At 59.1% G+C, this 22,006-nt stretch carries 16 protein-coding genes; 11 read left to right on the top strand and 5 right to left on the bottom strand.

The window, feature by feature from the left end; genetic code table 11:
• Positions 1 to 254: 254 nt before the first annotated feature.
• The 4 genes from AC1V0D_RS14870 to AC1V0D_RS14855 all read left to right on the top strand — a co-directional run bounded on the left by AC1V0D_RS14870 (position 255) and on the right by AC1V0D_RS14855 (position 4,656).
• Positions 255 to 1,166 (top strand): DMT family transporter, encoded by a 912-nt coding sequence (locus tag AC1V0D_RS14870; protein WP_154928713.1) that lies wholly within the window; start codon positions 255 to 257, stop codon positions 1,164 to 1,166.
• A 142-nt stretch (positions 1,167 to 1,308) separates the two neighbouring features.
• The gene (locus AC1V0D_RS14865; protein ID WP_265135362.1) at positions 1,309 to 2,538 is read left to right on the top strand and encodes an MFS transporter; all 1,230 of its coding nucleotides are present in this window, start codon (positions 1,309 to 1,311) and stop codon (positions 2,536 to 2,538) included.
• 26 nt (positions 2,539 to 2,564) lie between these two features.
• On the top strand, positions 2,565 to 3,629 hold the full coding sequence (locus AC1V0D_RS14860) for a sugar phosphate isomerase/epimerase family protein (RefSeq protein ID WP_150029032.1): 1,065 nt from the start codon (positions 2,565 to 2,567) through the stop codon (positions 3,627 to 3,629).
• Positions 3,630 to 3,675: 46 nt separating this feature from the next.
• The gene (locus AC1V0D_RS14855) at positions 3,676 to 4,656 is read left to right on the top strand and encodes a LacI family DNA-binding transcriptional regulator (protein ID WP_140923452.1); all 981 of its coding nucleotides are present in this window, start codon (positions 3,676 to 3,678) and stop codon (positions 4,654 to 4,656) included.
• Positions 4,657 to 4,785: 129 nt separating this feature from the next.
• On the opposite strand, the gene AC1V0D_RS14850 is transcribed toward AC1V0D_RS14855, so the two are convergent.
• Genes AC1V0D_RS14850 through AC1V0D_RS14835 form a run of 4 tightly spaced genes read right to left on the bottom strand, consistent with a single transcriptional unit; the run spans position 4,786 to position 9,575 of the window.
• A complete protein-coding gene (locus tag AC1V0D_RS14850; protein WP_482907670.1) occupies positions 4,786 to 5,607 on the bottom strand; it encodes an alpha/beta fold hydrolase in 822 nt (273 codons plus the stop codon).
• Between the two features lie 50 nt (positions 5,608 to 5,657).
• Positions 5,658 to 7,286 carry an MFS transporter gene (locus tag AC1V0D_RS14845; RefSeq protein WP_265135359.1) on the bottom strand — a complete coding sequence of 543 codons (1,629 nt, stop codon included), beginning with the start codon at positions 7,284 to 7,286 and terminating at the stop codon, positions 5,658 to 5,660.
• Positions 7,273 to 7,695, bottom strand: a complete 423-nt coding sequence (locus AC1V0D_RS14840; protein ID WP_265135592.1) for a DoxX family protein — start codon at positions 7,693 to 7,695, stop codon at positions 7,273 to 7,275. The genes AC1V0D_RS14845 and AC1V0D_RS14840 overlap by 14 nt, the downstream gene beginning before the upstream one ends.
• A gap of 2 nt (positions 7,696 to 7,697) precedes the next feature.
• Positions 7,698 to 9,575: an amidohydrolase gene (locus AC1V0D_RS14835; RefSeq protein WP_482907669.1), complete on the bottom strand. Its 1,878-nt coding sequence runs from the start codon at positions 9,573 to 9,575 to the stop codon at positions 7,698 to 7,700.
• A gap of 287 nt (positions 9,576 to 9,862) precedes the next feature.
• Between AC1V0D_RS14835 and AC1V0D_RS14830 the strand changes: the two genes are divergently transcribed.
• The 5 genes from AC1V0D_RS14830 (at position 9,863) to AC1V0D_RS14810 (ending at position 17,060) form a co-directional block, all read left to right on the top strand.
• The gene (locus AC1V0D_RS14830; protein ID WP_010670331.1) at positions 9,863 to 10,555 is read left to right on the top strand and encodes a hydrolase; all 693 of its coding nucleotides are present in this window, start codon (positions 9,863 to 9,865) and stop codon (positions 10,553 to 10,555) included.
• A gap of 63 nt (positions 10,556 to 10,618) precedes the next feature.
• On the top strand, positions 10,619 to 10,837 hold the full coding sequence (locus tag AC1V0D_RS14825; protein ID WP_140923450.1) for a DUF1427 family protein: 219 nt from the start codon (positions 10,619 to 10,621) through the stop codon (positions 10,835 to 10,837).
• Between the two features lie 7 nt (positions 10,838 to 10,844).
• Positions 10,845 to 11,099, top strand: coding sequence for a XapX domain-containing protein (locus AC1V0D_RS14820; protein ID WP_009093001.1), 255 nt, complete (start codon positions 10,845 to 10,847; stop codon positions 11,097 to 11,099).
• 43 nt (positions 11,100 to 11,142) lie between these two features.
• Positions 11,143 to 11,526, top strand: coding sequence for a response regulator transcription factor (locus tag AC1V0D_RS14815; RefSeq protein WP_009093000.1), 384 nt, complete (start codon positions 11,143 to 11,145; stop codon positions 11,524 to 11,526).
• Entirely contained in the window at positions 11,526 to 17,060 is a 5,535-nt protein-coding gene (locus AC1V0D_RS14810) for an ATP-binding sensor histidine kinase (RefSeq protein ID WP_482907668.1), read from the top strand. The genes AC1V0D_RS14815 and AC1V0D_RS14810 overlap by 1 nt, the downstream gene beginning before the upstream one ends.
• A 25-nt stretch (positions 17,061 to 17,085) precedes the next feature.
• On the opposite strand, the gene AC1V0D_RS14805 is transcribed toward AC1V0D_RS14810, so the two are convergent.
• Positions 17,086 to 17,706, bottom strand: a complete 621-nt coding sequence (locus tag AC1V0D_RS14805; protein ID WP_140923448.1) for a response regulator transcription factor — start codon at positions 17,704 to 17,706, stop codon at positions 17,086 to 17,088.
• An 834-nt stretch (positions 17,707 to 18,540) separates the two neighbouring features.
• On the opposite strand from AC1V0D_RS14805, the gene fdhF reads away from it, so the two are divergent.
• Positions 18,541 to 21,513 (top strand): formate dehydrogenase subunit alpha, encoded by a 2,973-nt coding sequence (fdhF, locus tag AC1V0D_RS14800; protein ID WP_482907667.1) that lies wholly within the window; start codon positions 18,541 to 18,543, stop codon positions 21,511 to 21,513.
• Positions 21,513 to 21,998 (top strand): helical membrane plugin domain-containing protein, encoded by a 486-nt coding sequence (locus tag AC1V0D_RS14795; RefSeq protein WP_140029194.1) that lies wholly within the window; start codon positions 21,513 to 21,515, stop codon positions 21,996 to 21,998. The genes fdhF and AC1V0D_RS14795 overlap by 1 nt, the downstream gene beginning before the upstream one ends.
• The last annotated feature ends 8 nt before the right edge of the window (positions 21,999 to 22,006 follow it).

Raw genomic sequence — 22,006 nt, 5'->3', positions numbered from 1 at the left:
GAGCAGTTAAGCGAGCATTGATGATTGAAAAAACCCGCCCTGTGCGGGTTTTTTGCGTTCTGATGCCTGCCACTAAGCCATTCCCTCCTGACAGCGGATCAGCCGCTGACCTCTTCATGCCGTTAAACGGTGAGAAAAAAAGATAAAATGCCGTCAGCAGGCTTATCGCGGCAGATAGCCGTTTATGGCTGTGCGACTATAGAGGCAAAGAACTTCTCCTGCTGACGTTTACCACCCGGAAGGTTATCTGCTCTATGAACGCCTCTGCTGGCATCGCAATGAAGGTCATGGCTGCGCTGAGCTCCACGCTGATGCTGGCCTGTGTAAAACAACTGGATGGGGCGATACCGGTTGGCGAAGTGATCTTTTTTCGCTCGCTGCTGGCGCTGGTGCCGCTGCTCATCTGGCTGCGTATCCAGGGCAGCGTGCTGGACGGCATCCGCACCCGTAACATTCGCGGCCACGTTGTGCGCGGGCTGGCGGGGACCGGTGGGCTCTATTTCAGCTATCTTTCGCTGCTTTATATCTCACTGACGGATGCCACCGCGATCAACTATGCCGCGCCGCTGTTTACCGTGCTGCTGGCGGCACTGCTGCTGCGTGAAAAAGTCCGTCATCACCGCTGGGTTGCCGTCTTTATGGGATTCACCGGCATTCTGGTCATGTTCTCCGGGCATCTCTCGCTGACGCAGCAGGGCAGCTTCTCGCTCTCCGCGTCGGCCGGGATCCTGCTGGCGTTAATGGCCGCATTCTGCACCGCCTGTGCGCTGGTTCAGATCCGCTTTCTTAACGGCAAAGAGAAACCGGGCGCTATTGCTTTCTGGTTCGCCATCACCACCGCCTTAACGTCGCTGGTTACGCTGCCTGCCGGATGGAAGGTGCCGCAGGGCAATCAACTGGCGTTGCTGGTGGGCTGCGGGTTGCTGGGCGGCATCACCCAGATTCTGATGACGCTGAGTCTGCGCTACGCCGAGGCCTCACTACTGGCCCCGTTTGACTACACCACCCTGATCTGGTCGGTGGCGGTGGGCTATCTGCTGCTGGGCAACCTGCCGGACTCTGCCACCGTGGTCGGTGCGATTCTGGTGGTAACAGGGGGTCTCTACGCCGTGCTCTATGAGCGTTATCGTTTCCGCAAAACGCAGATGGCGAATGTCAGCTCATGATCTGCAGCGTCCGGCGCGTGTGTAAAGCGCGTAATGATAACGCAGCGTTAATAATTTGTGATCCCGGCGAGAGAAGCTCATTTTGTAATCGATTACTTTTACACTCAGACAAGGTAATCGATGACTCACGGGTGAGGTTCCTATGATTGCAACGGTGCAGGAGAGTGCAGGCCAGCGGGTGCAGCATAAGCTGCTGGTTCCGCGCCTCTCTCTGATGATGTTTATGCAGTTCTTTATCTGGGGCAGCTGGTCGGTGACGCTGGGCCTGGTCATGACCCGCCACAACATGCCGTTGCTGATCGGGGATGCCTTCTCTGCCGGGCCTATCGCCTCGATTCTGTCGCCGTTTGTGCTCGGCATGCTGGTGGATCGCTTTTTCCCTTCCCAGAAGGTGATGGCGGTGATGAATCTGGCCGGTGCGATGATTCTCTGGTTTGTGCCACAGGCGCTTATGGCAGAGAACGGAGCGCTGCTGATCGCGCTCTTATTTGGCTACACGCTCTGCTTTATGCCGACGCTGGCGCTCGCAAACAACATCGCTTTTCACAGCCTCGCCAGCAGTGAGAAGAGTTTTCCCATCGTCAGGGTTTTCGGCACTATCGGCTGGATTGCGGCGGGGATCTTTATTGGCGTGGCCGCCATTGCCGACAGTGTGGCCGTGTTCCAGCTGGCCGCACTCTGTTCCGTGCTGCTCGCTCTTTACAGCCTGACGCTGCCGCACACGCCAGCGCCCGCTAAAGGTCTGCCGGTGAAAGTCCGCGATCTCTTCTGCGCGGATGCCTTTGCCCTGCTTAAACAGCGTCATTTCTTTGTCTTCGCGCTGTGCGCCACCCTGATCTCGATTCCGCTGGGCACCTACTACGCCTTCACCGCCTCCTGGCTGGCGGATGCCGGTGTCCGCAACGTCAGCACACTGATGTCACTGGGCCAGATGTCTGAAATTCTCTTCATGCTGATCATCCCGCTGCTGTTTCGCCGCCTCGGCGTGAAGGCGATGCTGCTGATTGGCATGTCAGCGTGGTTTGTGCGTTATGCCCTGTTTGCACTGGGCATGAGTGATGAGACGCGCACCCTGATCTACCTCGGCATTCTGCTGCATGGCGTCTGCTACGACTTCTTTTTTGTGGTGGGATTTATCTACACCGATCGCATCGCCGGTGAAAAGGTCAAGGGACAGGCGCAGAGCATGGTGGTGATGTTCACCTATGGCATCGGCATGCTGCTGGGTTCGCAAATCTCCGGCGCGCTCTACAACCATCTGGTTGCGGGTCAGGTGAGTGCGCAGAACTGGGCGCTGTTCTGGTGGATTCCTGCGGGCGCCGCCGCGCTGATCGCGATTATTTTCTTCTTCTCTTTCCGTTTCCGTGAATAAGCGCTGGCGGCGCGCAGGAGCGACAGATGAAAACAGTTAAAGGGCCGGGACTCTTCCTGTCACAGTTCATTACCTCTCAGCCTCCGTTCAACTCGCTGGCCGGGCTGGCGGAATGGGCGGCGGGACTGGGATACCGGGCGCTGCAGATCCCCTGCCATCAGCCCGCCATTTTTGACCTCGAACAGGCGGCGGTGAGCCAGACTTACTGTGATGACGTGCGGGGGGTGCTGGCCGATTCTGGCCTCGAAATCAGCGAACTGTCGACGCATCTCGAAGGGCAGCTGATTGCCGTCAATCCCGTCTTCGATAGCGCTTTCGATAATTTTGCACCGGCAACGCTGCGTGGCGATCCTGCCAGGCGCACGGAGTGGGCGATGACCACACTCAGACGTGCCGCAGCCGCGTCGGAAAGGCTCGGCCTGCGCGCTCACGCCACCTTCTCCGGCTCGCTTGCCTGGCCCTGGTTCTATCCCTGGCCGCCCCACAATGCCGCGCTGTTTGCAGAAGCCTTTGCCGAACTGGCGCGCCGCTGGTTGCCGCTGCTGGACGTTTTTGACCAGCACGGTGTTGATCTCTGTTATGAGATCCATCCCGGCGAAGATCTGCATGACGGTGTCACGTTTGAACGTTTTCTGGCTGAGGTCAATCATCATCCCCGCTGCAATATCCTGTTCGATCCCAGCCATCTTCACCTGCAACACATCGATTATCTGCAGTTCATCGACCACTACCATTCACGCATCAAAGCCTTTCACGTCAAGGACGCGGAGTATCAGATTAACGGGCGTAGCGGGGTCTATGGCGGCTATCAGCCCTGGCTGACGCGCGCCGGGCGTTTTCGCTCGCCAGGCGACGGCCAGATAGACTTCGGCGGCATCTTCAGTAAGCTGGCGCAGTATGACTATGACGGCTGGGCGGTACTGGAGTGGGAGTGTTGCCTGAAGGCGGGTGAGACGGGCGCGCGGGAAGGTGCGGCGTTTATCCAGCGTCATATTATTCCGGTGGCCGATCGCGCCTTTGATGATTTTGCCGCGTCCGGTGAAAACCGCCCGTCAGTGCGTCAGCAGCTGGGGCTGGATCGCGACGCGTGAAGGGCGCGGATAACCGGAACCGCACAGGATTAAAACAGGGAGCGCTATGTCTGTTCAGAAAATCGCCCGGATGGCCGGGGTGTCCGTCGCCACGGTTTCCAGAGTGCTGAATAACAGCGACCGGGTTAAACCGGCCAACCGGGAGAAAGTGCTGGCGGCGATAGAAGAGAGCCGCTATCAGCCCAATCTGCTGGCGCGACAGCTGCGCACCGCCCGCAGCTCGATGATTCTGGTGCTGGTCTCCGATATCTCTAACCCCTTCTGCGCTGAAGTGGTGAAAGGCATTGAGGCGCAGGCGGAGCAACAGGGGTATCGCATTCTGCTCTGTAATTCGGGGGCCGATATCGCCCGATCGCGTTCCAGTCTGCAACTGCTTTCCGGCAAGATGGTGGATGGCATCATCACCATGGACGCTTTCAGTAAGCTGCCGGAGCTGAGTCAGCTGATTGGCGCGGCACCCTGGGTGCAGTGCGCCGAACACGATGATGAGGGGCGGGTCTCCTGCGTCGGCATTGACGATCAGCGTGCCGCGCAGGCTGTGGTGCGACATCTGGCCGCCCAGGGACGCCAGCGTATTGCGCTGATCAATCATGATCTGAGCTACAAATATGCCCGGCTGCGGCAGCAGGGCTACCTCCGGCAACTGGAAGAGGAGCAGCGGGAATGGCAGACCATCATCTGCGCCAGCGCGTTGAGTTTCAGCGCCGGTAAAGCGGCGATGCTTGCGCTGCTGGCCGGGGAGACGCGGCCCGATGCGGTGTTTGCCGTGTCTGACACGCTGGCGGCAGGGGCGATGGCGGCGATCCAGCAGGCGGGCCTGCGGATCCCGCAGGATATTGCCGTAGTGGGGTTCGATGGCAGCGACCTGGCGGAGATGGTGTCACCCCCGTTAACGACCCTGGCACAGCCTTCAGGCGTGATGGGGCGCCGGGCCTGCGAGCTGCTGCTGCAAAAAATCGCTCAGCCCGATGTGCCGCCGCAGCGGGTAGTGATGCCGGCTGAGCTGGTGGTGCGGGCCAGTGGTTAAAGATGCGGATTCCGGCACAATGACGGGAGGTTAAGCGACAGCGGGGGACAATCCGGCATGAACCGGCTGCCGCTGGCAAGGCGCGCAGGCGGGTGAAAAGGGCGCAGTTGCGGCTGCGCCCTGTGTGGGTCAGCGTGCGTTCAGGAAGGCCAGCAGATCCTGATTCAGCTGATCCTGATGCGTCACCGCAAAACCGTGTGGCGCATTGTCATAAACCTTCAGTTCCGCCCCCTCAATCATCTCCGCCGCCACTTTGCCGGTAGACTCAAACGGAACGACCTGATCGTTGCTGCCATGAATCACCAGCGTCGGCACCTTCACCTTCGCCACGTCTGCACGGAAATCGGTTTCGGCAAAAGCCGTCACGCAATCCACGGTGCTTTTCAGCGAGGCCAGCAGGGCAATGTTCAGCGTCTGCGTCAGAACGCCCTCGGAAACGGTCTGCCCGGCGTTGGTGCCATAGAAGGGGGTGGCAAACTCTTTAATAAACTGGGCGCGATCCTTAAGCAGGCCGTCGCGGATACCTTCAAAGACCGACATATCCACCCCCTGCGGATAGTCTGCCGTTTTACCAAAGATGGGTGTGACTGCACCCAGCAGCACCAGCGCCGCCACGCGATCGCTGCCATACTGGCCGATGTAGCGCGTCACGTCGCCGCCACCCATAGAAAAACCGACCAGCGTCACCTGCTGCAGATCCAGATGGGTGATGAGATCGTTGATATCTGAGGCAAAGGTGTCGTAATTATTGCCGTTCCAGGGTTGATCGGAGCGACCAAAACCGCGGCGGTCAAAGGCAATCACGCGATAACCGCGCCCGGCCAGGAAGTTCATCTGGCTATCCCACATATCCGCGTCCAGCGGCCAGCCGTGACTGAATAAAACAGGCTTACCGGTGCCCCAGTCCTTAAAATAGATTTGCGTGCCGTCGGTTGCTTTAAAGGTGCTCATGATATTGCCCTCTGTCTGACGTGATGGATGATATGTCGGTGATGCGCCCGTTAAACCGGGGCCACCAGATAGCGAACTTCAGGGGCGGTTTCACCCTGATGAAAGGCGAAAACCCGCCGCTCAATCTTTTTATCGTTCATGGTGTAGCGCGCCTTCTGCCGCAGATGTTCGACCCAGGAGCCCACCACAAACGTTTCCACGAAAATGCCGGGCTGCAGAATATCTTCATAAAGAGACCAGCTGATGGCGCCGCCGCGACGCCTCACCCGCCGCATATCCTGCATGCAGATCGTAAAGGCGTGTACATCATCAAGCGTAACCCGATATTCGTAATTCACCATCACCGGTCCGCGTTCATGGCGGATATCCAGTGCGGGGGGTGTGACGCCATCCCCGATTATGTCGAGATTGAGATCGGGGTCCTGATCGAGCCGCCAGCGCCAGACGGTCGCGCTGGCGATGACCATCCCTGCCGCGGCGATGCAGAGTGACAGTGGAATGCTGAAGCGGGAGGCGAGCTGTCCCCAGATTGCGCTGCCTGCGGTCATGGAACCGAAGAAGAGCGTCAGATAGACCGCCAGCGCACGCGCTTTCACCCACTTCGCGGCACTGCGCTGTGCGCCGAGATTCAGCGTCGACAGCACCGTAATCCAGGCCAGCCCGGTGAAAAACTCACACGCATTCAGCAGCCAGAAGTGGCGCACAAAGGCGAGTGCCAGCAGGGTCAGGGCGAAGATCAGGCTGGCGATGACCATCAGGCGATCGGAACTGAAATGACGCCGCAGACGCGGCAGCAGCACCGCGCCGGTAATCGCGCCGACACCGATGCAGGCCAGCATAATGCCGTAGCCGCCGGGGCCAAGGCCGAGTTCACGCCGCGCCACCAGCGGCAGCAGCGCCCAGCCCGCACTGCCAAACAGAAAGAATGCCAGGGTGCGAACCAGGACGTTTCGCAACACCGGTGCAGCGTGAACATAACGCAGACCGGCGCGCACCGCCGAAAAGAAGTGCTCAGGGGGCAGACGCTGAATGGCCGGCTCCGCTTTCCAGCGCCAGAGCACCCAGGTCACACCCAGCACCGACAGCGCATTGAGCAGAAAGACCATCCACGGGCCGGTAAACGACAGGATCAGGCCGCCCAGCGCCGGACCTATCGCGCGGCTGATATTGATACCCAGCGAGTTAAGGGCAATCGCGGCACCCAGCTCCTTTTTTGCGACCAGATCCGGCACGATTGCCTGGAAGGGGGGCGAACTCATGGCAGCCCCGGCGCTCAGTAAAAAGGCGGCGGCCAGCAGGTATTCCGGTGTCACCTGTCCGGTCCAGGCGAGCAGCGTCAGACCGGCGGCGGCAATAAATGTCCAGATCTGAGAAAAGAGCAGGTATTTACGACGGTCAATGATATCGGCCATGACGCCGGAAGGCAGCGCGAACAGAAACATCGGCAGGCTGCTGGCCGCCTGAACCAGCGCGACGGCCAGCGGGTCAGCACTCAGCGTCAGCATGCTCCAGTTGACCCCCACATCGTTCATCCATGACCCAATATTGGAAACCACGGTCGCAATCCAGAGCATGCGGAACACCGGCTGGCGCAGTGGCGCTAAGGGCGACACCTCGCCAGCGGGCTGTTCACCAGGCTGGGCCTGTTCAGACAGCTGAATATCCTTAGCCTGCGCCATGACGAACCTCCCGGGGTTTTGCCGCGCCCGGCCGCCAGTCGCCCGGCCCGGTCAGTGCCAGCGTGGTAAAGATGATCAGCAACAGCCAGCCGAACTGGCCCTCCGCCAGTGACCAGTCCGGATGCACCACCAGCATCGCGACCAGCAGAACCCCGATGATGGGCAGGCAGGCAATCCGACTCCCCCAGCCGAAGATAATGAGGATCGGGCAGATCACTTCCGCCAGAATGGCCGGCAGCAGGCTCATCATCGGGCCCAGCCCAAACGGGTCCTCGATACGCGTCAGTTCTTCGCTGAAATGCAGAATTTTCGGCACGCCATGCACCTGTAACAGCAGCAGGCTGCCGGTCAGGCGCAGGAAGAACAGCCCCGCATTAAGACGGGGCGAGTAAGCAGATACGTTCTTCATCATCAGAATGCAAAGCAGCTGCAGCCCAGCGCCCCCCAGAAGGCGTTATCCTCAGCGACCGGCACGCCGGCACCACGGGCAATTTCGTGCGAATGGCGATGGACACCGCACGGGCCACTGCAATGGTGCGCGGCAGGCATCATCCCGGCACGGCTCTGTGCCACCGGCGGCGCGCTGCGATAGTGGCCGGGAACCCTGACCACCGGCGACCACTCTGGCAGAACCGGAATGCCGGGCGGTGCCTCCGTGCTGAATGCACCGGCGGCATAGACGATATTGCCATCCACCACGGTCAGCACGGACTCGATGCCCTTGATCTCCTCTTCCGGCACGCTGAAGTAGTCTTTGCTCAGCACCGCCAGATCCGCCAGCTGTCCGACCTGGATCTGACCTTTTTTGCCCTGCTCACTGGAGAACCAGGCGCTGCCCTGGGTCCAGAGCATCAGCGCCGTGTCGCGGTCAAGGCGGGCATTGACGTCATACATCTGCATGCCGCCCACGGTGCGGCCGGAAACCAGCCAGTAGAGTGCGGTCCAGGGGTTGTAGCTGGCCACGCGGGTCGCATCGGTGCCGAGTCCGACCGGAACGCCGGTTTCCAGCATTTTCTGCACCGGCGGCGTATGGCGGGTCGCCTCGATGCCGTAACGCTCCGCAAAATATTCCCCCTGGAAGGCCATGCGGTGCTGCACGGCAATGCCGCCGCCCAGCGCTTTGATACGGTCGATATTTCGCTGCGTGATCGTCTCCGCGTGGTCGAAGAACCAGTGCAGCCCGTTGAACGGAATGTCACGGTCGACCTTCTCGAATACATCCAGCATCCGGCTAATCGATTCGTCATAGGTCGCATGCAGGCGGAAAGGCCAGCGATGTTCCACCAGATGACGCACCACGCGCTCCAGTTCATCCTCCATGCCGGGGGCCAGGTCGGGTCGCGGCTCCAGAAAGTCTTCAAAGTCGGCGGCTGAGAAGACCAGCATTTCACCTGCACCGTTGTGACGGAAATAGTCGCTGCCCTGACCTGGCGTCAGCATGTCAGTCCACTTTTCGAAGTCCTCCAGCTCATGGCCCGGACGCTGGGTAAAAAGGTTATAGGCGATGCGCACCGTCATCTGCTTTTTCTGATGCAGCTCTGCTATCACCTCGTAATCTTCGGGATAGTTCTGGAAGCCGCCGCCCGCATCAATGGCGCTGGTCAGTCCCAGGCGATTCAGCTCACGCATAAACTGTCGGGTTGAGTTGACCTGCTGCTCCAGTGGCAGCGTCGGGCCTTTCGCCAGCGTGGCGTAGAGGATCATGGCGTTGGGACGGGCGATCAGCAGGCCGGTAGGGTTACCGTTGCTGTCGCGCTGGATTTCTCCCCCCGGCGGGTTGGGCGTCTCCCTGGTGTAGCCGACCGCTTTCAGCGCGGCGCGGTTGAGCAGGGCGCGGTCATAGAGGTGCAGCAGGAAGACCGGTGTGTCGGGCGCGGCTTCATTGATCTCATCCAGCGTCGGCATGCGCCGCTCGGCAAACTGAAATTCCGTCCAGCCGCCCACGACCCGTACCCACTGAGGCGTCGGGGTTCGCAGCGCCTGATCTCTCAGCATCCTCAGCGCATCAGCGACAGAGGGAACGCCCTCCCAGCGCAGCTCAAGGTTGTAGTTCAGGCCACCGCGGATCAGGTGCAGGTGAGAGTCATTAAGACCAGGCACGGCGGTGTGACCTTTAAGATCGATCACCCGGGTGCCGTCGCAGTGAAACGCCATCGCGTCGGCAAGCGTCCCCACCGCAACGAATTTTCCGTCACGAATCGCAACGGCTTCTGCCACCGGATTGCTGCGGTCAACAGTATGAAATTTGCCATGGGTCAGTATCAGTTCAGCTTTACCCAGCGTAACCATAGATCCTCCTCAACGGGGTTGTCCGGCATCGCGCCGGACAGGAAGTGCCGCAGACAGGCGGCCTCGAATCAGGCGGATTATGGTGAGCGGGCTGAGGGCGCGTCTAGTTATACAGAGGGATACCTATACCTTCGTATAGTTATACGCAGAGATAATAGTTTGCCGTGACAGCTCACCCTAAACTGGGTTCAGACAGCCAGCAGCGGGGTGTTAACCCGGTACAGGCTGCTCCTTTTGCTCCGCGCCGGTTGGCGGAATTCCGTTACTTAACCTCTATGGGTGAACGCATGTCCAACGCTAAGCTTGAAGTCCTTACGCCACATAACAGCCAGATTATTTTTATCGACCAGCAGCCGCAGATGGCCTTTGGTGTGCAGTCCATTGACCGTCAGGTGCTGAAAAACAACACGGTCGCCCTGGCGAAGGCGGCGAAAGTCTTCAATATCCCCACCATCATCACGACGGTCGAAACGGAAAGTTTCTCCGGTCATACCTATCCGGAGCTGCTGGATGTATTCCCGGGACAGGATATTCTGGAGCGCAGCTCAATGAACTCCTGGGATGACCAGAAAGTGCGTGACGCGCTGGCGGCAAACGGAAAGAAAAAGGTGGTGGTGTCAGGCCTCTGGACGGAAGTGTGCAATAACAGCTTTGCGCTGTGCGCGATGCTGGAAGGGGATTACGAGATCTACATGGTGGCGGATGCTTCTGGCGGCACCACCAAAGAAGCGCACGACTACGCCATGCAACGCATGATTCAGGCGGGCGTGGTGCCGGTCACCTGGCAGCAGGTGATGCTGGAGTGGCAGCGTGACTGGGCCAACCGTGACACTTACGATGCGGTGATGAACATTGCCAAAGAACACTCGGGAGCCTACGGCATTGGTGTGGATTACGCCTATACCATGGTGCACAAAGCGCCATCCCGTCAGAAGAGTGAACACCGTACCCTGGCTCCGGTGCACGCACCCGTCCGCTAAGTCGCGTGCTGCTGACCGGTGCCCCTGTTCCGGTCAGCAGCGTGGCAAAACAGGAGTCCGGTGATGAATCCTTTTCTTCTTTCCCTGGCGGCAGGGAGTGTAATCGGTGTGCTTTATGGCCTGCTTAAGGTGCGTTCGCCCGCTCCGCCAGCGATTGCGCTGGTGGGACTGCTGGGGATGCTGCTGGGCGGGGCGCTGATTCATGCGATCCTGCCTGCTGAGCAGCCTGCCACTATTCAGCAGCAGAGTTTTGCGCGGCCTGTGACAGCCACAACGGGATAAGCCGATCATGTTGAAATCCTACATTATTTCTCTCGCGGTGGGTCTGCTGGCTGGGGTAATCTATGCCCTGATCAACGTCAATTCACCGGCACCGCCTGTCATGGCGCTGCTGGGACTCTTTGGCATGCTGGTGGGGGAGCAGCTGGTTCCGCTGGCGACGCGTCTGTGCCGCCGCCAGCCCGTCACGCTGAGGTGGTTTCGCCATGAATGTGTGCCAAAAATCAGTGGCACACCGCCGCCCGACGGCGATAAAACGCCCTAAGTCCTCGCCTGCCACAGGGTGAGGCGTTCCAGAGGATATCTGCATGACGCTGTCACAGCGTATTATCATTGTTGATGATGAACGCGCGGTCCGCAGTGGACTGAGCAATCTGTTGCATTCAGACGGCTACGCCACCCGATTATTTGAGTCCGGTGAGGCGCTGCTGAACGATGATGATGCGCTGGCCGGGGCGGCGATGCTGATTATTGATATCGGACTGAAGGGGATGTCCGGTTTTGAGCTGTTTACGCTTCTGAAACAGCGGCCCGGCCTGCCGCCGGTCATTTTTATCTCGGCCGATCAGGAAGAGACAACGCTCTGGTATGCCGTGGCACTGGGTGCCGTGACCTTTTTGCGCAAGCCCATTGATGTTGATACGCTGCTGACGCTGATCCGTTGTGCGTTATCTCAGGGAGAAGCGCGCTGATGAGCACTCTTTCACTCACTGTTCATGAGGGTGACGACGCGGGCACCACCCCTGACGAAACCGACACGCTGACCACGCTGGCGCAGGATGGCTGCCTGTGCTGGATAGCAGTTCACCGTCCTTCCGGCGACGCATTCATTATCGCGACGCCTCAAAGTGACGAGGTCACGTATCAGGCCACGCAGCGGCTTAAGAATGAACGGGCGCTGGCGGGATATCTTTCACCACGCTGGGCCATCACCGCCACAGGCTCCACCCGCTACCAGAATCGTTATGCGCTCGTTTATCCCGCCTTTCCCTTTCAGACCCTGGCGCACAGGCTGGCGCATCCTCCTGGCACCCTGGCGGATTTCCTCGAGGTGGCACTGCGACTCTGCGCCACGCTCAGTCAGGCGCATCATCAGGGCATCGTCCATGGGGATATCAAGCCAGACCATTTCTTCATCGGTGACGATGACCGCTTTCTGCTGGGTAATTTCGGGCTCGCCTCCCTGGCGGGGCAGTCGGCGGAGGGTCTGCGCGCCTCAGGCGGAACCCTGGCCTACATGTCACCTGAACACACCGGGCGGACACCCCATCCGGTCAGCACGCTCAGCGATCTCTATAGCCTGGGCGTGGTGCTCTATCAATACCTGACCGGCAGGCTTCCTTTTGGCTCTCCCTGTGCGGGTGAGGCGGAGTGGATCCACCATCACATTGCCACCGCTCCCCGGCCTGCCGATCAGGTCAGAGAGGCTGTGCCAGCCATTCTCTCTGCCATTCTGCTGCGCCTGCTGGCCAAATCACCCGCTGAGCGATACCAGACGGCTCAGGGCGTGATGGCTGACTTACGCCGCTGTCAGGCGACGCTGACAGCAGAGAACACCATCAAACCGTTCACGCCCGGCCTGCAGGAACCGTTTATCGCCGGGTTTCGCGCCATGGGTCTGTTTATGCAGCATCCGCAGGCGCATCAGTTGCTGAGAACGCTGGATGACGTCAGCCGCAGCGGTACGCAGCGCCTGGTCATGCTGAGCGGCGCGCCCGGTTCAGGTAAATCGGCCCTTATCGCCTCTGCTCTGCAAAACCTGCAGCGCGGACAGGTACTGCTGGCGGCCAGCAAGGCCGACCCGCTTTCGCCGATGGCCCCTTATGCCCCTCTCGCCTCCGCGCTGCGCAGCGTAACGCTTTACCTGTCAGGACTGTCCGCTCCGGAGGTCAGCCAATGGCGAATTCGCCTGCGGCAACGCCTGAGCGGCTATGCCGATCTGGCCATTGAACTGGTGCCGGAGCTGAAACAGCTGCTCAACCTACGGGCGGTGCAGCCGGTGGTGCGCCCTGCCCAGGAGGCCCGCGAGCAGTTCAATCTGATGGTTTCTGCGCTTATTGACGCTTTCGCCACGCCTGAGCGGCCGCTGGTGTTGCTGATTGATGATGTTCACTGGGCAGACAATGCCACGCTGCAATTGCTGGAGCATCTGGTCACCCGTAATGCCCATCTGCCCTGGATGCTGGTGCTGGCCTTCCGGGAGGGAGACGCGATGCCCTGTCCGATGGTGGCCGGATTTCTGCTGCGGATCAGAGCCTCCGCGGCGCGGGTGGTGGTGCTGACGCCCCAGCCGCTCAGCGTTAAAGGCATCGCCCGCTGGCTGGCTGACATGCTGCATTCCCGCCCCTGCGGCCATCGCGAACTGGCACAGATCCTCTATGAGAAAACCGGCGGCAATCCGCTTTCTGTTCAGACCTTCTTTCGGCAGGCGGTAGAGGATGGGGTGATTGCGGTGCGTCAGAGCCCGCTGAAGTGGCATTACGACCGCGCGCAGCTAATTGCGCGACAGTACACTGACAATGTCGCCGGTCTGGTCCTCGATCAGCTGGCGCAGCTCCCGGCGATCACCCGCCAGCTGCTGGGATCGCTGGCCTGTCTGGGTGCCAGTGGTGAACTCGCCCTGATCGCTCATATCAGCGCGCATCCTGTGACGCAAATTATCGAATGGCTTGAACCGGCCGTCAGCGGTCGCTTCATTACCCTGACGGGCGGGGAGTACGCCTTTACCCATGACCGGGTCCATCACGCGGCGTTTTTACTGCTCGATCTCCGCCAGCAACAGCATCTTCATCAGCAGGCCGCGGCCTGGCTGACAGCCGCCGCTGTTACCGCTGAAAGTCATGAGGCGCTCTTCAGAACGGTTTATCACGTGGACAGAATTGCTGAACTGCCGCTCTGCGCCACCGACTGCGAGCGTTATTATCCGCTCTGCCTGCGTGCCGCACAGGCGGCGAAACGCGCCGGGGACTATCTTTCAGCGTTGCGCTATCTGCGCACTGCGCAACGGCTGGGTCAGCAGGGCGTCAGCGGGCGTGATTTTATGCTGCGTATCGATGAGGCGGAGTGCGAGTTTTTACAGGGCAATCTCGCCAACGCGCAAATGCTCTGTAGCCAGTTGCTGAGCAAACCGGGCACGCTCAGTGAGAAATCGCTGGCAGCCTGTCTGGCTACCGAAATCCATATGCGGCAGTCTGACAACCATCTCGCGCTGGAAACCGCACTCGCCTGGCTGGCAGTTTCCGGCGTGCACTTCAGGCGTGACCCGGATGAGTCGGAGATTGACGCCGCCTGGCAGGCGCTCAGGGCGAGAATGGGCGACTCGCCGCATGCCGCCTTTTCCCGCCTGCCGCTGAACGAGAATCGTGACATTGAAGCGGTGCTCGATCTGATGGCCAGCACCATTTATGTCTCCGCCTACGACTGTCCGCAACTGCATCTGTTACTGGTCTGCCGTATGCTGGAGATGACGCTGGATCACGGCATGACCGGCGCTTCTGCGTTCAGCCTGGCCTGGCTGAGCATGCTGATTGGCGAACGCTATCAGGCGTGGCAGTTTGCCTATGCCTGTGGCCGGGTGGCCCGTGAACTGGTGGAGCAGCATGATTTTGCCCGCTATAAAGCGCGCACGATGCTGCCGCTGGATCAGGTCGGGATCTGGACACAGCCCATTGACGTTGCGGTGGAATCTGCCCGGGAGAGCTTCCGTGTTGCGGTGCAGCATGGCGATCGCTCCTTTGCCTGCCTTGCGCTGCGTCATCAGATTATGAACATGCTGACGCGTGGCGATCATCTTGAGTCGGTGCAGACCTCCATTGAGCGGGGCCTCGCCTTTACGCGTGAAACGCATTATCCCGACGTCGAAAACGTGCTGGTGATGCAGAAGCACCTGGTGGTGCAGTTGCGTGACCGCAATGGGTTCAGGGACGGGGATCGCGCCGATTCTCTGCCGCTGGTGGCGGGCAGTGAACCGGGCCCGGTCGCCGGCCCTAAAGCGATGGTGCGCTTCTGGGCCGGTCTCTATCAGGGCATGGCGCATTTTTATGCCACTGAATATGATGACGCACTGCGCTGTTTTACGGAGATTCGCCCACTGATCAGCGCGGTTCCGGCTTATATCTACCTGATGGATCTGCATTTTTACAGCGCCTTGTCACTGTGTCAGCAGCCGCGGTCAGCAGACAGCGCGGCGCTGGATCACCATCTGGAGACGTTTTCGGGCTGGGCTCGCCTCAACCCGGGACTGTTTGCTGACAAAGTTGCCCTGCTGCGGGCAGAGCGCGCGCGCCTCAGGCAGGAGACAGGTGACGCGCTGACGCTGTACGAGGAGGCGATCCGGCTCTCACGCCAGGCGGGTTATCTGCACATTCATGCGCTGGCGAATCAGCTGGCGGGCCGCTGCTGCAAAACTCTGCAGCTGGATACCGCCGCGGACGCCTATCTTAAAGCGGCGATGGCGAGCTGGGAAAACTGGGGTGCGCAGGCGCTGGTGCACCAGCTGGAGCAGCACGTTCCGCATCAGACCGTGCCAGTGCCGGAGAGTGCGCTGACCACCATCCCCTTTATGCAGAATGCCTCTTTTTACGATCTGGAGAGCATGCTGACGGCCGTGCGTGCCCTGACCGAGGAGATCAATCTGGATCGGCTGGTGCATACCCTGATGCGTATGCTGCTGGAACGCGCCGGGGCCCAGCGTTGCAGGCTCATCCGGGTTCTGGAGGGCAGCCTTCCGGAGACGCAGGCCTGGGCCGAAAGTACGGCCGATGGCGTGCGGGTGCAGATAGTCAAAGAGCGACCGGTCGCGACCGATCTCCCTTTGTCGGTTCTCTCTGCCGTCATCCGCACCGGTCAGGAGATCCGCACCGGCAAACCGGAAGCGTTCAGCCCCTTCAGTCAGGACCCCTATCTGGTGGCATCGGGTGCCGCCGTATTGTGTGTGCCGATGTTCAGGCAGGCGACGCTGGTTGGCGTGCTCTATCTGGAAAATCGCCTGATGCCCGACGCGTTTACCGCTGAACACTCGCACATTGTCAAAACCCTGAGTGCGCAGGCAGCCGTCTCGCTGGAGACGGCACGGCTCTACGCCGAGTTGCTGGAGGAGAACAACCACCGGCGACGGGTAGAGAAACAGCTGCGCGCCAGTAAAACTTCGCTGATGCTTGGCGAGAAGATCAGCCATACCGGCACCTGGCGCTGGGAGGTCACTGAGGACATGATGCGGGTATCCGATGAGTATGGCCGCATTATGGGCCTGCCCGCCGGCCAGAAAAGATTGTCGATGGCTGACTTTCTGACCCGGGTGCATCCCGATGACCACACCTGTATCAGCGAACTCGTCACGCACAGCGTCAGTCAGGGACGCAGTATGCAGGCTGAGTTCCGCGTGCTCAGACCGGACGGTGAGTGTCGCTATATCAAAGGCATCGGCGAACCGGTGGAAAACTACCCCGACGTTAAAGAGTACTTCGGCACGATTACGGATATCACCTCACAGCGCGCGGCTGAAGATAGTGCGCGAATGGCGCAGGCCGATCTGGCGCGGGTAACACGCGCTAACACGGTCGGGCAACTCACTGCGTCCATCGCGCACGAAATTAATCAGCCGCTGATGTCGATAGTCGCCAACGCCGGAGCCAGCCTGCGCTGGTTAAAGCGGGAACCGCTAATGCTGCAAAATGTTACCAGCGGCCTTAATGAGATTATCAATGAGGGTAAGCGAGCCGGGGAGATTATTCGTGGTCTGCAGGCGCTGACCCGCAACAACGAATCGAACTTCGCCTCTGAGAATCTGCATCTGATCGCCCGGGATATACTGGCGCTCTCCAGGATTGAACTGGAGCGACGGGGGATCTCCCTGGAGCTGAAGTTCAGGGCCGTAAAGGCGGATATTTTCTGCGATCGCGTGCAGATTCAGCAGGTGCTGCTGAATCTGGTGATCAATGCTATCGATGCCATGTCCGATGAATTACCCCGCGCAGCCCTGCTGCGTCTCACCTCCGAAAACCCGACGCCGGAAACGCTGCGGTTTGAGGTGCAGGATAGCGGCTGCGGCTTACCGGATGAGGTGCGTGAGCGGATCTTTGAGTCGTTCTACACCACGAAAAAAAGCGGCATGGGGATGGGGCTGACCATCAGCAAAGGGATCATCAAAAAGCATCACGGTGAGTTAGGTGCGGAAAACCGGGCGGAAGGCGGCAGTCGCTTCTGGTTCACGCTTCCGCTGGGATAAGGGTGCAGCGTCGCTGCGCAGGCACTCAGCGACGCCGGGTATGATCGATGTTGAGCCGTTCTGCCGCCCGGACCAGATCGGTCAGCGAACGCGCATTCATCTTCTCCATCACCCGCCGCTTGTGGACTTTTGCCGTGATTTCACTGACACCCATCTCGGCGGCAATCTGCTTGTTCAGCAGGCCACTGATTGCCAGCAGCATCACCTCACTTTCACGCGGGGTCAGCGTCTGATGTCGCTGCAGTAACTCTCGCCGCTCCTCGGAGGAAGCCATATTCTGCTCAGCGATGCGTAAGGCTTCCGATACCGCCTGCAATATACGGTCGGGATCGACCGGTTTAGTCAGAAACTCATACGCGCCGGTTTTCATCGCCCGCACCGTGACCGGAATCGTGCCGAAGCCGGTCAGAAAGATGGTGGGAATGGCATATCCGCGATCGATTAACGACCGGGCGATATCAAACCCATCTGCGTCCGGCAGATTAATATCCAAAATCAGGCAACAGGGCAGGGACGTCAGCGTGTGCGCCAGAAACGCTTGCGCAGAAGAAAAAGCGATGACCGTGTAATTGTCAGCAATAAAGAGATTGCACAATGCAGAGGTCACTGCTGCGTCGTCGTCAACGATATATACGATGGGATTCATTGGAACCTCATTCCAGCCAGTTGTTTACTGGTCAGTTAATTAATCATGACGTACCAGAAGGCCCTGATAAGAAAGTCACGGGCAGGGTTAACAGGATATTACCATAACAATTATCATTATCATCCTTTTATTTCAGGGGCGCACTGATTCGGATAAATGGCTGATTGGTATGGCTAAATGATGAGCGCCCACGCCTGATATGATCGCGAATTTCACGGTGGGCAATATCGGGACAGGCTCAGTTCATCCTCCTGTTTATAACAGGCTGAGAGGAGTGACCAGCGGACAGGAGAATAGGACTGTTGCGGCATCATAATAATCCATAGAGCGGCCGAGACGATAAAATCGTTTCAGCCTTATTTCGTCTGAAATAATGAAGTGACGGTGCGTTATTATACTCAGTTAATAAGCGGTACGGTAAACCGGCACCTGTCAGATAAACACGGAGACGTTTTCTGCCGAAAAAAGCGTTATGCAAGGCAGGATAAAACGCGCGTGACGTTTCAGATAAATGGCTTCTCACTTTTTCATAGTTACAACATACTTGATAAGAGGCCTGAACACCCTTCTTCAGCAGCGGCATAAATGTCGCTTAGCAGCGGAACCCCATTGAGCCGGGCATCGTCCGACGCCTGCCTCATCAGGCGCGCTGATTTTGGCTGGTAAAAAGTCATTACATTTAAAAAAAGCCTTAACTGTCAGCGATTAACCCGGATAAGCGTAGCCGTACAGATGGCGTAGTGGCTAATCCTCACTAAGCTTGTGAGGCAACCCTATAAATTCAGGGGTATTTTTCCAGCCGGAAGCTATTCGCAATGTCGCCATGGGGCTTATATGAGTGAAAATTACTGCACTATTGTTTTCAATGGTGAACGGATGCAGGGCCTGGCCGACCAGCCGCTGATCGATTTTCTGGATGCCCAGGGAAAAAAATTGCCTCATGTCTGTTACCATCCGGCGCTGTCGCCCTTACAGAGCTGTGATGTCTGCTGGGTGGAAGCCAACGGTGAGCGGGTGCGGGGCTGTACGCTGCGAACCGAAGAGGGTTTAACGGTGCAGAGTGAAGGCCAGGTGCTGGAGGCGATGCAGCAGGAGGGGATGGATCGCCTGCTTAACCGTCATGAGCTCTACTGCACCGTCTGCGAACACAATACCGGGGACTGCACGCTGCATAACGCCGTGGCCGATATGCACATTCCGATTCAGTACTATCCTCATCAGCCCAAGCCCTACGCGAAAGATCACTCTAATCCGTTTTACACCTACGACCCTGACCAGTGCATCCTGTGCGGCCGCTGTGTTGAAGCGTGCCAGAATGTCGAGGTTAACGAGACGCTCTCCATTGACTACACCCAGGCGCACCCGCGTGTGCTGTGGGATGGCGGCACCGAAATCGCCGGCTCCAGCTGCGTCAGCTGTGGTCACTGCGTCACCGTCTGCCCCTGTAATGCGCTGCTGGAAAAAACCATGCAGCCCGATGCGGGGCCGTTCACGGCGATGGATGAAGGGCTGAAGCGCCCGCTTATCGACTTTGTAAAAGCGCTGGAGAACAGCATCGGCATGGAGCCGATCACCGGCGTTTCAAAAATTGATGTGGCACTGCGGCAGTCGGAAATCAAACGGACTAAAACGGTCTGTACTTACTGCGGCGTCGGATGCAGTTTTGAAATCTGGACCCGCGATCGCCACATCCTGAAAATTCAGCCGGTGGCAGAGGCCCCCGCCAACGGTATTTCGACCTGCGTGAAAGGCAAATTCGGCTGGGACTTCGTGAACAGTCCTGAACGACTGACCACCCCGCTGATCCGTGAAAACGGACGTTTCCGGCCCGCCAGCTGGGATGAGGCGCTGCAACGGGTAGCGGAGGGGTTGCAGGCCGTGGCGCGGCGACACGGCGGGGATGCGATTGGCTTTATCGGCTCCAGTAAAGCCAGCAACGAAGAAGCCTATCTGACGCAGAAAATTGCCCGGCTGATCTTCGGCACTAACAACGTCGACAACTCCTCCCGATACTGCCAGAACCCGGCGACAGAGGGACTGTTTCGCACGGTCGGCTATGGCGGTGACGCCGGAACGATTGCAGACCTGCAGCAGACGGAACTGATAGTCCTGGTGGGCAGTAACCTCTCTGAAAACCACCCGGTTATCGCCTCCCACATCAAACAGAGTCACAAACATCGCGGTCAGAAGCTGCTGGTTGTCGATCCGCGCCGTCATGAAATGGCCGAGCGTGCCGATTGCTATCTGCGCATCCGTCCCGGCACCGATCTGGTGTGGGCCTCAGCGATGGCGAAATATATGTTTGACCACGGTTATGCCGATGAGTCGTTTCTGGCGCAGCGGGTTAATCAGGTGGGGGCGTACCGGGCTTCACTGGCTCCCTTTACCCTGGCTTTTGCCAGCGAGATTTGTGACCTGAGCGAACCGGCGCTGATCGAAGCCGCAGAGATGATCGGCCAGGCGGGCAGTGCCTGTATCTTATGGGCGATGGGCATCACGCAGCACAGCCACGGCGCAGACACCAGCACGGCACTGTCGAATTTGCTGCTGGTTACCGGCAACTATGGCCGGCCCGGCACCGGTGGCTATCCGATGCGCGGCCATAACAACGTACAGGGCGCCAGTGACTTTGGCTGTCTGAGTAATCTCTACCCTGGCTATGAGAAAGTGACCGATCCGGCAATGCGAGAAAAATGGGCGCGTGCCTGGGGCGTGGCACCGGAAGCGCTCTCCGACAAAGCGGGGGCCGATAACTTTAAAATGGTGAAAGAGGCCGGTGAGGGCACGATTCGCGCAATGTACATCACCGGGGAGGATACGGCGTTTGCCGATGCCGATTCCGCGTCGGTGCACGCTGCCTTCAGTAAACTGGAATTTATGGTGGTGCAGGACATCTTTATGTCGCGCACCGCTGAATTTGCCGATGTCGTCTTACCCGGCTGCCCGAGCGTCGAAAAAGAGGGCACCTATGTCAACACCGAGCGGCGTATCCAGCACTTCTCTCCGGCGATGAAACCCCTGGGTGACAGCCGGCCTGACTGGCAGATTTTTACCGAACTCGCCGCCCGTCTGGGCCACCCGTGGCACTATCCGAATCCCGGTGCAATCATGGCGGAGGCAGCAGGGATTGCAGAAATCTTTGCGGGCGTCAGCTATGAACAGCTGGTCGGCTGGCAGTCGCAGCTCTGGCCGGTGAGCGCGGCAGGCGAAAGCACTCCGCGGCTCTATACCGAGCGGTTTAACTTCCCGGATGGCAAAGCCCGGCTCTATCCGCTGAGCTGGCAGCCTCCCGCTGAGCAGGAGGATGCGGAATATAATCTGCTGCTGAATAACGGCCGGATGCTGGAGCATTTTCAGTCGATGAATCAGACCGGGCAGGGCGGACGCATGCTCTCACTCTCGCCCAACGCCTTTGTGGAGATCTCACCGGTGCTGGCGGCGTCGCGCAGCCTGACCGAAGGGGAGTGGGTGCGTATCACCTCGCGGCGCGGTTCGGTGGATGTGCCGGTTGTCATTACCGAACGCGTGGCCGGTCATATTCTCTTTATGCCAATCCACCACGGAAAGGATGGCGTTAATGCCCTGACCGGGGAACATCACGATCCTGACGTCAACACACCCGCCTATAAAGAGATTGCCGTCAATATGAAGCGCATTGACCGTCGGCCTCAGCCCGATCCGATGCCGCTTCACAACTTCCGGCACGGCAGCCGGACCCCACTCGATCACCTGCCGATTGAGCAAAAGTGGCAGCAGGCCGGCTATCGTGAGCCGCCTGAACATGTTGAAAAACCGGAGAAATTTTAATGGCTGAACGGATAACATATCAGGTTACGCCTGCGCGAACCGAACCGACCGCCAGAGAGGCGATGGATGAGCTGATTGAAAATCTCCACCAGCACGGTTTTCTGCGCCTGGCGAACGATCTGGTGAAGTCGAATAGCGAGGTGGGTAAGATTCTGGTATCGGGTCTTAATCAGCCCGGCACGCAGAATGCCCTTCAGAACATTTCGCTGCTGATGATGACGCTGGGCAGTGTGCCGCCCGAGCGGTTCAATCATCTGTTGCAGGCGATCCGTGATGCGGCAATGGCCGTCAAACCGGCGCGGGAAGAGGCCCGTCAGGAAAAAGCCGCGCCGGGTATTCGCGGCATCATCCGTCTGCTCAATGATGAGGAGCTGTGGCGCGGCCTGCGACCTCTCCTGACGGCGCTGGATGTCTTCTCTCAGCAGATCGACAGGGAAGAGGAGAAGCCGATCACCCGTTTCAGCGGCAAACCGAGCCGGGAATAGTGCTTCCC

The sequence above is a fragment of the Pantoea sp. PA1 genome, assembly GCF_056856975.1.
This window is presented reverse-complemented; position numbering and strand designations above follow the sequence as displayed.